The sequence below is a fragment of the Streptomyces sp. NBC_01433 genome (assembly GCF_026340105.1).
Taxonomy (GTDB): Bacteria; Actinomycetota; Actinomycetes; order Streptomycetales; family Streptomycetaceae; genus Streptomyces.
Map to the genome: position 1 here is coordinate 1856000 of NZ_JAPEPM010000002.1, position 14217 is coordinate 1870216.

The following is a 14217-nucleotide window of genomic DNA, read 5'->3' on the forward strand; positions in this document are numbered from 1 at the left end:
CCGCTCGACGCCCGGCTTCCGTCTCCCCGGCCGCACCCGCGTCTCCACCGGCCTCGCCCCGGCGGCCCGCTTCCGGTCGGCCGGCTCAGCTCCGGGGGATGACGGCGATCGCGTCGGCGACCTTCCGCCGGCGTTGCCCGCCGGGCGCGCCCGGCTCGGAGGGACGGTTGACGACCTCGCCGCCGACCACCATCGTGCTGGAGCCGCCGCCGTCGAGGTTCAGCCCGTCCACCGCTCCGAGTTCCCGCAGGATCTCCGCCGCTTCGCGCAGCGTGACACCGGCGCTCCGCGCGCTGCGTCCGTCGAACACCACGAGGAGCAGGGTCCCGTCGGCCTTCACCCCGGCGACCGTCCGAGGGTGTCGCGCGTCCACGGAGGCGGCGCTGACTCCGTTGGCGGCGGCGTTGATCCGGACCGCTCCTCCACGCAGCAGAGCGGGGCCCGCGCCCATCACGGACACGCCGGGTGCGAGGATGTCGCGCCCCGTCCGATCCGTCACCGCCGTCTGCCGGGCGATCCGCTGTCCGGGGCCGGCGTGTGCCCGCAGCCAGTCGGCGCCCGCTCCCACACCTGCCAGCGTGGAACCGTCACGGGGTATCACTCCCCCCGCGGGGCTGCGCACTTCGCTCACCCGCCCGTCCGCCGTCAGTACCGCTTCGGTGCTGCCCGGCTCACCGGGCGGCGTGTGTTCGCCCCAGCGCGGGGTGAACGCGACGACTTCGCTGTCGTCGACACACAGCTGGTTGTGGCGGGGCCGTGACTCGGGAAGGCCGGTGGCCTCCGACCGGTCGCCACCTGTCCCGCCGCAGCCGACGATCCTTCCCGGTACCCGGTTGATCCCGTCCAGTTCGCGCGTCGCGCCGTCGGCGGCCGACAGCGTGAGGGCGGAACGTACCTCGTCGACGCGGGCCCGGCCGCCCCGCCGACCGGGAAGAATCAGCGCGGTGCGGCCGTCGGCCGCCTCGCTCAGCAGCTCGCCGTCGACCACCCTGATGCCGAGCGGATCGCCCGCGTAGCCGCTGAAGGCGGGGGACGCCGGGGTGTCGAAGAAGGAACCGTTCACCGCGGCGACGGCACCCGCCCGGCTCGCCATCCGGCTGACGGTCTCCGTGGTCGTCAGGTGGTGGGCGGCGACCGCTCTCACGGTGACGTGCGCGGTGGGGGCGATCGTGAGTGCGGTGACCTGGACCGGGCGTCCGTCCGCCAGCCGGTGGGTCGTACGTCCGGTGGTCACCCCGCACGGAGCGTCCTGTTCGCAGACTCCGCCCGCCGGGCCGGGAACCGGTGGCCGGGCGGGCCGGGCCGCGTCGCCGCCCGAGCAGCCGGAGAGCGCCGCGGTGGCCGCCAGCAACACCGCGCACCACCGTGACAGGCGTTCGTACCGCGGCCTCACCTTCCCGGTGTCCTCTCCCGCAGCCCCCCGCGCGGGGTGCCGGGTTCGCCGACATGGACCGTCACACGGCCCGTCACCAGGTGGCCGGGACCGGCCTCCAGTACGTAGTCGAACCAGTCGTACCCGAGGTGGCCCCGGAACGGGTCGTACGTCACCGTGCCGTCCGGTTCGACACCGGTCAGCCCGTGTCTGGCGGGGCCGACGCCGATCAGGCGCACGTCCTCGCCCAGTCCGTCGGCGAGGTCCTTGAGGACGCCGCGGTGTCCCGGCAGCAGCACCAGGGCCCGCCCCTGCGGCGGCACCGGGGCGATCCGGTAGCCGCGGTCCTTCAGCGAGAAGGTCGTCGAGGTGAGGCCCTTGCCGCCGTCGGCGATGATTCCCGCCCTCAGCACCGGGACGAGGAAGGCGTCGGGGGACGCGTAGTCGTTCACCCGCAGCGTGAACCTCGCCACCCGCTCGACACCGGGTCCGGTCGAGGTCGCGTACCGGTCTCCGGAGGGCAGCAGGCTCATGCCCGCCATGCTCTCCATCACGGCGACCCGCGCGAACGAGTCGGCCATGAGATAGCCGTAATAGCGTGTTCCGTCGCCCTGCGGGGTGAGGATCCACTCGCAGTCGATGCGTTCGCCCGGCCGGACCGGTTCACCGGGGTCCCGGTCGGCGCGGAGTTCCAGTCCGCAGACGATCGACGGATCGTCCTGCTGGACACTGCGCAGGGTGGCCAGGGTGAAGGTCGTCATGATCTGTCGGCCCCTCGGCCCGGGCCCAGGGTGCGCGCCCTCGTCAGCTCGTGATGTGACGCGTCGTCGAGCCAGGTCACCCACTCCGGCGGGAATTCGGGGCGGTCGAGGTTGATGGCCCAGTGGGACGGAATGATCTGCTCGGCCACCAGCGTGTGGACGACGTAGCGTGCGCACGCGAGGGCACCGGCCGGCATCAGGTGTCCCGGATCGTGAAAGCCCTCGGGATGGTTGGGGTGTTCCCGCGGCTCCAGATGGACGAAGAAGGGGCGTACGCCCTCCGGTCCCAGCTCGCTCCACCAGCTGTGCGTCCGGTCGTAGAGGTTGACGTAGGGAACGCCGCATTCGACGGCGAGGTCGCGCATCGCCATCGGATACTCCGTGATGCTTCTCGGCAGATTGCCGTGCGCGTCGTGGGTGTCGCTTTCGGGCGGGCTGATCAGAACCGGATGGGCGTTGCGCTCGCGCGCGCCGTCCACGAACTTCCTCAGGTGCCGCGGGAAGTCCCCGTACGCCTCCGTGCGGAGCCACTCCTGCGGCTTCGCGTCATTGATCCCGAAGGAGGTGAGCAGATAGTCCCCGGCCCCGATGTTCGCCAGGATCCATTCGAGACGACCGCGCTCGGTGAACGTACGGGCGCTCGCACCCGCCCGGGAGCAGTTGACGATCTCCACGTCCGGGCTGATGAAGAGGTGGAGCACCTGGCCCCAGCCGGTCACGGGCGCCCTGCTCGCTTCCCGGGCCGCCGCCGCCGAGTCGCCCGCCAGGAAGATCCGGGGAGGCCGCGGTGTGCCCGCTTCCCCGTCAGACAGCACGCTCCCAGCCTCCGTCCCGCGGCACGGGGCTCGCCCCGTGGAGGTCCATTCCGTCGGCGGTGGGCAGCGGGTCCGGCTCCCGGTCCTGCCGCGGATCCGGTGCCGACAGGACTCCGACCGGCCCCGAAGGACCGAGGTCGGCGGCGTTCGCGTCTCCCAGGGCGTCGATCGCCCGGTACACGCGTTCACAGTTTCCGTCGCCGCGGTGCGCGAAGAAGTGCTCGGCGCGTTCCCGGTAGGGGCTCTCGACGGTGAACTGCCGGGCCATCGCCGCGATGATCTCGTCGACCGCCTGGTCGACGGTGCGGCAGACCGGCCCGAAGCCGTCCTGCGACAGGTTGAAGTAGCCCCGCTTGTAGTGCCGTCCGTAGAAGTCCTCCTCGTCGAAGGGGACGTGGACGAGCGGGATGCCCATGTACGCCACGTCGAAGAACACCGACGAGTAGTCCGTCACCATGAGGGAGCACTCCTTCATGGCCTCCTGGACGTTGCGGGTCTTCGGGTCGGCGACCTCGATGGCGGCGGCGTCGATCCGGAAGTTGTGGAGGTAGGGCCGGATCTCGTAGTGGGGGAAGAACTCCAGGTCGACACCGAAGCGTTCGAGGGCGTCGATGAGCCGCCGGTCGGAGAGCAGCGACCGGTAGAAGCGGAAGTACTCGGACTGGGTGAAGGCCGTCTTGGCGGGCCCGGTGGACTTCTTGTACGAGGCGGTCACGATCCACTGCCGCCAGGTGGGCATGAGCAGAATGCGCGGGCGCTGCCTCGGCTCCCTGCGCAGCGCGTCGAAGCGGGGCAGCCCCGCCAGCACCGCGCGTTCGCCGAAACCGGCCTCCAGGGCCAGGTACTCGCGTTCCTGACGTCCGGTGGTCACGATCATGTCGTAGCTGGTGATCCGCTGGTCCACGCCGGAGGTCACGTCGTTGTAGATGATCCCGTGCTGCAGGAACACCCGCTGGTACTTCAGCAGCTCACCGAACCGGTGCAGGAAGAGCACCTTCCGGTAGCCCTCGGGCACCAGGTAGGACTCGGAGTCGTACGAGCCGATGAGCTTGGTCGCGTGCAGCAGGTACATCCGGTGCTTGAACGAACCCAGCTTGATCACTCGGCCGTAGCGGGCGACCTTGGCGTGGTCGGCGGCCTTCCCGTCGATGACGTAGTAGGCCCTGCGGCGCTTGCGGTGGGTCCGCATCCACTTGAAGAAGTGGTACGAGTTGTCCTGCGCCGTGTCGGTCCGCTCGCCGATGAGCCAGATCTCGCGGGAGTTGAGGAACGGGTAGGTCAGCCAGTACGCCAGCCGCATCCGCCAGCCGGGGTTGCGGGTCTTGAGGATGCGGATCTCGCGGACCGTCCGCCACAGGGCGTGCTTGACCCGGTGGCGGATCTTCCGGTCGACGAGCCGCAGGTGCAGGGCGTCCTGACCGCCGATGGTGAGCATGTAGGGGTGGCGTCCGATCCTCCCCGGTCCCTTGAGCCGGTGCAGCGGCAGCCGCGCCTTCATCACGACATTGCGCTGGCGGGAGCCGTCCACCCGTTGGACGCGCAGCCGGAAGTCGCCGACGCCGAATCCCCCGCGCACCAGATCGGCGAGCGGTATCTCGGCGTACCAGCCCGCGTACAGGTCGCGGCCGTTGCGGGCGTTCCACAGATCGCGCCGGGCGACCTGGCGCAGCGGCACACTGATCTTGGCGTTCGCCGTCTGGTAGACGAACGCCAGCGGGTTGAGCATCGGGCCGCTGATGTCCATCCCGGGGAAGGACAGGCAGCCCTCCACGACCAGCACATCGCCTCGGGTACGGACGGACTCCACCACGACGTTGGGGTCGTTGACCCGGGCGGCCCGGGTGTTCCTGGCACCGCCCGCGTAGCTGCGGTGGAAGCCGTCGTCGTCGATCTCCAGCACCAGGGGTGCCTGCTCCAGTACGGGTGCCGGGTCCCGGAAGAGCTCGAAGTTGCCGCTCTTGGCCGCGTAGTGGTCGAGCTGCTGCGCGGGGTTGGTGGCGTATTCGAGGATGACCTCGTCGGGGATCTGGGCGTAGTGCCGGGAGATGTCGGGGAACATCTCCTCCAGCTGCGTACGGCCCATCACATTGCGGGCGTTGCACAGGAAGCCCTTGTAGGTGCGGGTCGCGTAGCGCTGGAACATGCGTCTGATGTCGGACCGCTCGGTGGCGGTGTAGTCCAGCAGGAAGTGGTTGAGCCGCAGGTGGTCGCGGTAGTTCGCCGGCTTGCTCCACAGGGAGTCCATGATGGAGGAGCCGTCGGGGCGCCCGCGGTAGTAGTAGACCGGGCGGTCCACGATGCTGATGGCGTTCGCCCGCAGCATGCCCGGCAGGGTCACCCAGGAGTCCTCGAAGTGGACTCCTTCGCCGAAGCGCACTCCCAGGCGGCGCAGCAGGCCGGTGCTGAAGACCTTGTTGCAGGCGGATCCGCTGAAGATCAGGTCGGGTACGTCGGCGAAGTCGTCGATGCGGCGGTCGCCCTTGCCGAAGTACTGCTTCCACGGGCCGTACGGCCGGTCCGGGAAGTTCACCAGATCCCCGACGACCACCTCGGACCCGTCCCGCCACGCGGCCTGGAGCATCAGGGACAGGGCCTGCTCGCCCAGGATGTCGTCGGAGTCCAGGAAGGTGACGTACGGCGCGGTGACGCGGTCGAGACCGTTGTTCCGGGCGTTTCCGAGCCCGCCGTTCGGCTGGTGGACCACGGTCACGTTGGCGTAGAGGCGCGCGAAGTCGTCGAGGATCCGCGGGGTCTCGTCGGTCGCGCCGTCATCGACCAGGATGACCTGCGTGGCGGCGAAACCCTCCTGGGCCGCGATCGAGCCGAGGCAGTCGTCCAGGTAGGCGGCGACGTTGTAACAGGGCACGACGACGGCCATCTCGAAGGGATGTTCAAGGGTCGCGAACGGCCTGTGGAGCCGGTCGCGCCACCACATCCAGGGCGCGTCGGGGTCGTTCTGGGCGGACTCGAAGGTCCGGCGTCCGGCCGTCGCCCCGCGCAGGGCGAGATTTCCGCTGACGGTGCGGTAGCCCTCGAACTCCTCACCGTCCGACGCGAAGCCGAGCCCGCCGAGGTCGACGTCACGCACGTTGAGGGGCGACCGTGACCGGGCACGGTTCCACTCGACGACGACGGACACATTCCAGACGGTGCCATCCGAGAACTCCTCGCCGAGCATGGCCGCGAGGTCGACCGAGCCGCCGAAGGAGACGAACCGCTCATCGACCTCGACGCCCGGGACGGGTGCCGTGATGTCCTTCTTGGAGTGCCGGTTGCGTACGGCCAGGGTGAGCTTGAGGTCGTGTCCGCGCTCGATCCGCCCGAACCGGTTGACCAGCCGGCCCTGGAAGCGGAGCTTCGACGCGTCCGTCATGGACCATGCGTCGAGCTGGGCGAAGAGCGGTTCGTTGGAGAGCTTGGCCCGCGACAGGCCCAGCTCCGTCACATCGAGCATGCGCCGGGCGTCCGGCAGGTGCAGATGGTCCCCCGACCAGAAAACCCGTCCCTCCTCCTCCACGAGGAAGGACGACAGCACGCTCTTGCGTTGCGCGTAGTCGAGGGTCGTCAGCGCCGCCTCGATCTCCTGGTACATGACGAGGTAGGCCCGCACCCGGTCGACCGGGTCGCACAGTTCGAAAGCCTCGTCGCTGATCGAGAAGAGGTAGTTGCCCGCGATCTCGGCGAAGCCCTGCTGGAACTCCGGGTCGCCCTCCGCGAGCGCCCGCATGTACAGGCGCAGGTCGTGCGCGAGGAACTTCGAGTCCTTGCGGACCTTGAGCTGCCACAGCCCCCGGTCCAGGAGGAACGCGTCGGTGGCCCGGTGCACGGCGACCCGGTCCGTGATGCTGCGCAGTTCTCCGGTGCGGCCGGTGATGGATCCGCCCTCGGACTCCCACATCCACCGGTACACCGGGTCGGTGATGACGGTGATCCCGTCCGCCAGGCAGCCCGCGACGGTGGAGAAGTAGGTGTCCTCGTAGAAGACGCCCTCGGGGAACCGGACACCGGCGTCCCGCAGGAAATCCACCCGGTACATCTTCGCCGCCGCGATCGGGTCCGAGAGCAGCAGCGGGAACTCCACGAGGCCGGGCACGGTGCGCGCCATCGCGTACACCTCCGGGGCCCAGCCCTCGCTCTCGCCGGTGGCACGGTTGACCCGGACCGCCTTGCCCGCGGTGATGTCGCTGCCGGTCTCCAGCGCTCCGGCCAGCAGCAGCTCGCAGGCGCGGGGCGGAAGTTCGTCGTCGGCGTCGAGGAACAGCACGTACCGGCCTGCGGCCTGTGCGATGCCCAGGTTGCGGGGCGCGCCGACGCCACCGCTGTTCGTGGGCCTGCGCAGCACGCGGACGCGGCTGTTGTTTCCGGCGAAGCTCTTCACGACGTCGAGCGTGTTGTCCGTCGAGGCGTCGTCGACGATGACCACCTCGACCAGTTCGTACGTCTGGTTGACGGCCGACTGGAGCGCCTTCCCGATCGTCGTCGCCGCGTTGTAGGCGGGGATGACGACGGTCACCCAGACGTCAGGGGTGTCCTGTTCGTAACTCACGCGAAGCTCCCTCACTCGCCGGGGTGACCGTGGTGCTGCGGCTGGTGGGTGTGGGGGGCCGCGTACAGCGGCTGTACCTGTGGGTGGTGACGGCTCTGGTGGTCGTGGCCCCGGTCGCCCGGCTGCTGGTACTCGTGCCCGTACGGCGGCCGGTGGCCCTGCGTCGCGGGGGCCGGGTAGGTCTGGGCGTAGGGCTCGGGGTGGGCCTGGGCGTAGGGCTCGGGGTAGGTCTGGGGATACGGCTGGGGGTACGGCCGGAAGCCGGGGTCGTCGTCGGGCTGCGGGTTCAGCAGCTCCTCGTCGGCGAACGTCCGGGCCGGCACCGCCCGGCCGTGGCGGTGGCGCCCGCGGTGGAGATGGGGGGCGATGGTCCCGGCCGCGCTCGGGGCCGGCACGTTCAGACCGGCCATGACGGCGGTGAAGTCGCGGGTGGAGAGCCAGAACTTGTACATGATGATCAGCTCGAAGATGCCCATCAGCACCGCCGACACCAGAGTGGTCATCAGGATGTGGCCGATCAGCGGGCCGATGATGAAGACGAACATCTGGAACTCGATGCCGCTGATGAGATGCGGCCTGATGCGGCTGCGCAGCAGCGCCCTTCTGACCCTCAGGTACCAGGGGAAGCGGTGGCGGAACTGGGCGTGGAGGTCGACGACCTGTCCGGTGCCGGTCTGTTCCTTGAGCAGTTCGGCGTCGGCCTCGGGGTTCTCGCGCAGCAGGTCCTCCATGAACTGGACCTTCGGCGCCTCGGGCTCGGCCGCCGGGACTGCCAGAACTGCCGGAGCTGCCGGGGCTTCTGCGGCTTCCGCGGCGGCGGGTTCGGCCCGCCGCTGCTCGTTGGTGACCTTCTCGATCTTGGCGCGCATCGACATGCGCATCTTGTAGATCTGAAGAGCGTCCACATAGCGGAGCATGTCGAGGAAAACAACCATCAGCGCAGCGAGAAGAAACCTTTCGTCATCGGTCCGCAGGTACTGCCCACCCATGAGCGCCAGGGCACAGAAGAGCACCCGGATACGGTCGAAGACGTAGTCGAGCCAGCCGCCGAACACCGTGCCGTTGCCCTTGAGCCGGGCGAGCTTCCCGTCGATGCAGTCAAGGATGAAGCTCAGGTGGTACAGCGCCGCCCCGATGGCGAGGGACAGACCGTCGCCCTTGAGGAAGAACCCCGCGGAACCGAGGCCGACGAAGAGCGCCGCCCAGGTGACGCCGTTCGGCGTGATGAAGTTGAACCGCGCCATGACGATGAGCATGCGGGTCGCGACGGGGTCGACCAGCACCACCGTCCACCAAGCGTCACGCTTCTTGCATGTCAGTTTCTGGACAGCACGCAGAGACAGCTTGGCCATAACCCCTCAGTCACGAGAACAGCGGCGAACAGTCCTCGTTCATGCACGGGCAAACACGAGGGACCCCCATGTTCACGAGGTACCCACGGGTCCTTCACATGAAAGGTTCATCGACTTTATCAAGAACTTAACCATTTTCGGCCAGTGTCATCGCCGATAGAGACCCTCCAGGATCACCGCCGATCAAGGAGCGTCACACTGTGTGCCAGGAACCGAACTCGAAGCCGCTGTTCAGTGACTCTCGGTGGGCAATCGCCAACTGTGCCCCGGCTGTGAACACGCCCAATGTGACCATTCCGGTACGGGAACGGACAGCGGCGGGCGTGAGAGGCGATTTCGCGCCCGCCTCGTTCCACCACACCCCGGCGTCCGGTCGCCCTTCGGCGTACGCCCCCGCCACCGCCGTACCGCCCGGCCCCGAACGGACGAGGAGCGCGTAGTTCCAGCCATTCACCTCGACCCCACGGACGCCGCCGATCGGCCCGGTGCCGTCCGCGCCACCGAGGGGTACCGGGGCCGCGGCCCCCGGCCACCACATGCCGGGCTCGTTCGTCCGCAGGTCCCGGAACAGGACGGTGCCCGCTTCCGGGCCCGCCGCCATGGACCGCGGGCAGGGCGAGAAGGGCACGCCCCGGTCCTCGGTCCAGGTGCCCTCCGGCCCGGAGCGGAACCAGCGCACCACCGCGTCGGAGTCGCGCGCGCGGGCCAGCAGTTCGACCTCTCCGCGCGCCGTCGTCACCGTGATCAGATCGTCCGCGACGCGGACTCCGCCCAGATGCCGCCACGGTCCCCACGTTCCGTCGGGAGACTGCTGACGACAGCTGACGCTCTGTCCGAAGTTGCGCGTGAAGACGAAGAAATTGCCCGCGCCGTCGAAGCCGGCCACCGGGAATCCGCCTTCCCGGCTCTTGTACCGATGACCGTGGTTCGCGGACCCCAGCGAACGCCACGGAGTGAGCGGCTGCCCGGTGCGGTACTGGACGGCATGGACGATCTCCACGTCGTCACCGCCGTCCTTGCGTCCGGTCCGGCGCAGCGCGAGGAGGTGGACGAAGCCCTGGAGATCACGGACGACCGTGAGACCGGGCATCAGCCTCGGGCCGGGCAGCAGTTCGGGACCCTCCCAGGCACTCCCGCCCGGCTCGGTCTGAACCCACCGCACCACACCGGCCGCTGACGGGAGGAAGGCGGACAGCCGGCCGTCGAACCCCTCGGTGAGCCAGTCGGCCGTACGGGGATAGCGCGACGCCGCGGCGGCACCCAGCGTCTCGTGCGCCCCCGCGCGACGGCAGTCGGCGAACACCGGGAGGCCGGACTCCAGCTGATACGCCCGCGCGGCGGCCAGCCCGTCCAGCGCGGCGGCGGCACGCCGCGGGGGCTCCTCGTGCACCGGCCTGTCCTGCTCGTCGTCGTACCCCACCCGGATCGGATCGGGGTCCGACAGGCGTATCCAGCGGGGACTCAGCGCGCGCAGCTCCCGCAGGAGTCCGTCCCGGCCGCCGTCGCCACTCGCGTCGGCGTAACGGGGACCGCCCGCGAGGTGACACCCGCGCCGGGCCGCTTCGGCGAGCGCCCGCTCCAGGGCGGCGCGCTCCTCCTTGTTCCCCTCGTCGGCGCACAGGACGCCGATCTCGGTCCCGGCCTCCTCGGCCGCGACCAGGGGCACGGCATCGAGCGGGCCCGCGACGATGATCACCACCCGCTGGGAGTCCGCGGCCCCGGCCGGGCCGGTCTGCGGCTTCCTCACCGGACCGCCTTGCGTCCCGCGGGCCATGTCTTCCCGTCCTTCCGAGGTTCACGCGACGGCGTGGCGCTCATGTCCGGCCGTCCTTCCGAGGCTCACGCGACCCGATGGCGCTCATATCCGGTACCAGTCGCTGAGGGTCAGGCCCTGACCGTCCTGCTGCCGCGCGAGGGCCAGACGACGGTCCGCGCCGATGGCGGCCACGGCCAGCCTTCCCTGTCCGTCGCACACGAGCGCGGGGTCTCCGGCGCAGCTCATCGCGGTGTCCGTCCACCAGACGCCGGCCTGCTCCCCCTCGGTGGTACAGACACCGAGGCCCACGGTTCCGGACGCGCCCCGGACGGCCAGCACCGTGCAGTCGAGTCCGTCCAGTGTCGTGCGCAGCGCACTGACGCGCCCGTCTCCCGGCTCGCCGCCCAGCGGTACGGGCCACTGCCCGGCCCGGACGGCGACCGCACCGGCGCCGCGCGCGTCGCTCAGGTAGTAGGTGAGCCGGCCCGGGGCCGTCTCCAGCGCGGTCACCGACCCCGGCAGGGGGATCACCCCCACCTCGGCTCCGGGAACCAGGGCTCCCCCCGGCTCCGTCTGGCGCAGGTGGAGCGCCCCTGTGCGTACGGGAACGAGTATCTCCACCAGCCCCGTGGACACCGCCGCGGGCGCGGGCCGGTCGGTGACACCGGCGACCGGGAGATTCCGCCACGCCTCCCACTGGCCGTGCTTGTCCTCCCGGCGCAGCGAGAGTGCGCCCAGGCCCGTCGGGACACAGACGTACAGCGCGCCGTCTGTGGCAACGGCCGCTTCCGGGGCCCCGACCTCCACCGCCCGGCGGACTTCCTTGAACGGGTTTCCCAGCGACCGCCATTGCGTCACGGGCCGGCCGGTCTGGTACTGGGTGGCGTGCATGATGTCGACCGTCGACCAGTCGTCGGCGCGCGGCCGCACCCGGCGTCCCACCAGGTGGGCGTAGCGGTCGCGCCCCTGGACCACTGTGAGGTGGTCGATGCCCTTGGCGGGGATGGCCTCGGGGCCCGCCCAGTGACGCGAGCCGGGAGTCGCCTCGGTCCAGCGCAGGACCGCGCCGTCGACATGGACGTAGGCGGTCAGCCTGCCGTCGTGACCGGTCAGCAGCCAGGGTCCGCCGAGGACCTGGCCGAGTCCCGTCCCGGCAGAACCCGACGAGTCCGTCGGCCGGTCTTCGCGCAGGGGGGCACTTCGCATGGCGTGACGTACCCCTCCCAGGGCATCAGGCCCCGTCCAACGGGCGGGGGCTCAGGACCGAGACATCATAGACATCGGCAGAAACGTTTGTGCGGAGGCCGTTCGTCACACGGCCGGACGGCGTGCGTGCGGGTGCCGACGGCACCAGCCCTCCCAGGCCGACGCCACCATCTCGCGCACGTCGTGCCGGGCGGACCAGCCGAGCTCATGGCGGATGCGGTCCGCGGACGCGACGACCCGGGCCGGGTCGCCCGCCCTGCGGGCTGCCGCGACGGGGGCCGCGTCGGGCCCGTACCCGGTCACCTCGCCGATCAGGTCGATCATCTCCCGCACCGAGACGCCTTCGCCCCGGCCGATGTTGACCGTCAGATCCGTACCGGGGCCCCGGTCCATCAGGGCGAGCGCGGCCGCGAGGTGGGCCGACGCGATGTCCTCGACGTGGATGAAGTCGCGTACGCAGGTGCCGTCCGCGGTGTCGTAGTCGTCGCCGAACACCACGGGGGCCGCACCCTCGGTCAGCTTCTCGAAGACCATGGGGACGAGGTTGAAGACCCCGGTGTCCGCGAGGTCGGGCGTGGCCGTGCCCGCGACGTTGAAGTAGCGCATCGAGGCGGTGGCGATGCCGTGCGCGCCGCCCGCCGCGCGGACCATCCACTCACCGGCGAGCTTGGTCTCGCCGTAAGGGTTGATCGGGGCGCACGGTGTGTCCTCCGCCACCAGCCTCACATCGGGCATGCCGTACACGGCGGCCGACGACGAGAAGAGGAAGGCGCGCACCCCGCTGTCCACGGAGGCGTCGAGGAGGCTCTGGAGGCCCTGGACATTCTCGCGGTAGTAGTACAGCGGGCGTGCGACGGACTCGGCCACCTGCTTCTTCGCCGCGAGATGCACGATCCCCCGGACGGAGAACTCCCGCATCGTGCGCCGCAGATGATCCCCGTCGAGGGTCGTCCCCCGGACGAAGGGCACGTCCGGGGGGAGACGCGAACGGTCGCCCGTCGAGAGGTCGTCGAACACCACGACGGGCTCACCCGCCTCGCGCATCGCGCGCACCGCGTGCGCCCCGATGAACCCTGCCCCACCTGTGATCAACCAAGCCATGGGGCGAATAGTAGTTCGATCTACCCATGAGATGAATTTTCGGCTATCGGAACACACTTTCACACGATCGACTGTTCTATAGTGCACGGTCAGTCATGCATTCACGGACCGGTCACACCCCCCACCCGAGTCCCACGCACTTCACCGCCCGCACCGGGCATTGAGATTTGAGGACTTGAGCGGGATGACCCACGACGCCATGACACCGGCCCCTCACGAAGGCCCGGGGACCGCACCTCACGGCGACGGCCGGACACCGCGGGGCCGCAAGAAGGAACGGAAACGCCGACGCGGCCTCAAGATCACGCTCGGTGTGCTGCTCGTCCTGCTGCTCGCGGGCGGTGGCACCGTCTACTGGCTGTACAGCCGGCTCGACGGGAACATCACGGGCGTCGACATCGACAAGGCGCTCGGCGAGGACCGCCCGGAGAAACTGCCCACAGCCGGACAGAACCTGCTGGTCCTCGGCTCCGACTCGCGGGCCGGGGCGGAGAACAAGGAACTGGGCGGCGGCGGCAACGTGAGCGGCGCCCGTTCCGACACGGCGATGGTGGTCCACATCCCCGAGGGGCGGACGAAGGCCGTCGCGGTGTCCATCCCGCGTGACACGCTGGTGACCCGGCCCGAGTGCGCCAAGTCCGACGGCTCCACGACCTCGTCGGCGGACCGGGTGATGTTCAACTCGGTCTACTCCCAGCTCGGACCGGCCTGTGTGGTCAAGACCGTCGAGAAGATGTCCGGCGTCCGGATCGACCACTATCTGGAGATCAACTTCGCCGGGTTCAAGGACCTGGTCGATGCCATCGGCGGCGTCACCGTCGATGTCCCCCAGGACATCCACGACAAGTCCTCCGGCCTGAACCTCACCGCCGGTCCGCACAAGCTCGACGGCACCGAGTCCCTCGCCTACGTACGCACCCGGCACGGCATCGGCGACGGCAGCGACCTCGGCCGCATCGGCCTCCAGCAGCAGTTCCTGCTGGCCCTGCTGAGCGAGGTCAAGTCGCAGGACCTGCTGGGCAGTCCGTCGAAGTCGTACAAGATCGCCAACTCGGCCACCAAGTCCCTGACCACCGACTCCGGACTGGCCTCGCTGACGTCGCTCGGGGACTTCGCCCGCTCGATGAACGGCGTCGACCCGGCCACGATGGAGACGATCATGCTCCCGGTGGCGTACGACAAGAAGGACCCCAACCGGGTCGTGGCCGCCGAGCCGCAGGCCGGTGAGCTGTGGAAGGCGATCCGCTCGGACACCGCCATCCCCAAGTCGGCCAAGAAGTCCCCCGCGACCGGCGGCTGACGGAGCCA

General features: G+C 70.0%; 9 protein-coding genes. 1 reads left to right on the forward strand and 8 read right to left on the reverse strand.

Annotation, left to right across the window (positions count from 1 at the left end; genetic code table 11):
• Positions 1–85: 85 nt before the first annotated feature.
• The 8 genes from OG413_RS35710 to galE form a co-directional block, all read right to left on the reverse strand.
• A complete protein-coding gene (locus tag OG413_RS35710; protein WP_266812771.1) occupies positions 86–1393 on the reverse strand; it encodes a phosphodiester glycosidase family protein in 1308 nt (435 codons plus the stop codon).
• Complete coding sequence (locus OG413_RS35715; protein WP_266812772.1) at positions 1390–2133, reverse strand: hypothetical protein; 744 nt, start codon at positions 2131–2133, stop codon at positions 1390–1392. Before OG413_RS35715 ends, OG413_RS35710 begins: the two co-directional genes overlap by 4 nt.
• On the reverse strand, positions 2130–2948 hold the full coding sequence (locus OG413_RS35720; RefSeq protein WP_266812773.1) for a GDSL-type esterase/lipase family protein: 819 nt from the start codon (positions 2946–2948) through the stop codon (positions 2130–2132). The genes OG413_RS35715 and OG413_RS35720 overlap by 4 nt, the downstream gene beginning before the upstream one ends.
• Positions 2938–7494, reverse strand: coding sequence for a glycosyltransferase (locus OG413_RS35725; protein ID WP_266812774.1), 4557 nt, complete (start codon positions 7492–7494; stop codon positions 2938–2940). Before OG413_RS35725 ends, OG413_RS35720 begins: the two co-directional genes overlap by 11 nt.
• A gap of 11 nt (positions 7495–7505) precedes the next feature.
• Positions 7506–8846, reverse strand: a complete 1341-nt coding sequence (locus OG413_RS35730) for a CDP-alcohol phosphatidyltransferase family protein (protein WP_266812775.1) — start codon at positions 8844–8846, stop codon at positions 7506–7508.
• Positions 8847–9039: 193 nt separating this feature from the next.
• Positions 9040–10593: a hypothetical protein gene (locus OG413_RS35735; RefSeq protein ID WP_266812776.1), complete on the reverse strand. Its 1554-nt coding sequence runs from the start codon at positions 10591–10593 to the stop codon at positions 9040–9042.
• 111 nt (positions 10594–10704) lie between these two features.
• Positions 10705–11808: a hypothetical protein gene (locus OG413_RS35740; protein ID WP_266812778.1), complete on the reverse strand. Its 1104-nt coding sequence runs from the start codon at positions 11806–11808 to the stop codon at positions 10705–10707.
• A gap of 105 nt (positions 11809–11913) precedes the next feature.
• On the reverse strand, positions 11914–12909 hold the full coding sequence (gene galE, locus OG413_RS35745; protein WP_266812779.1) for a UDP-glucose 4-epimerase GalE: 996 nt from the start codon (positions 12907–12909) through the stop codon (positions 11914–11916).
• A gap of 184 nt (positions 12910–13093) precedes the next feature.
• Between galE and OG413_RS35750 the strand changes: the two genes are divergently transcribed.
• The gene (locus tag OG413_RS35750) at positions 13094–14209 is read left to right on the forward strand and encodes an LCP family protein (protein ID WP_266812781.1); all 1116 of its coding nucleotides are present in this window, start codon (positions 13094–13096) and stop codon (positions 14207–14209) included.
• The last annotated feature ends 8 nt before the right edge of the window (positions 14210–14217 follow it).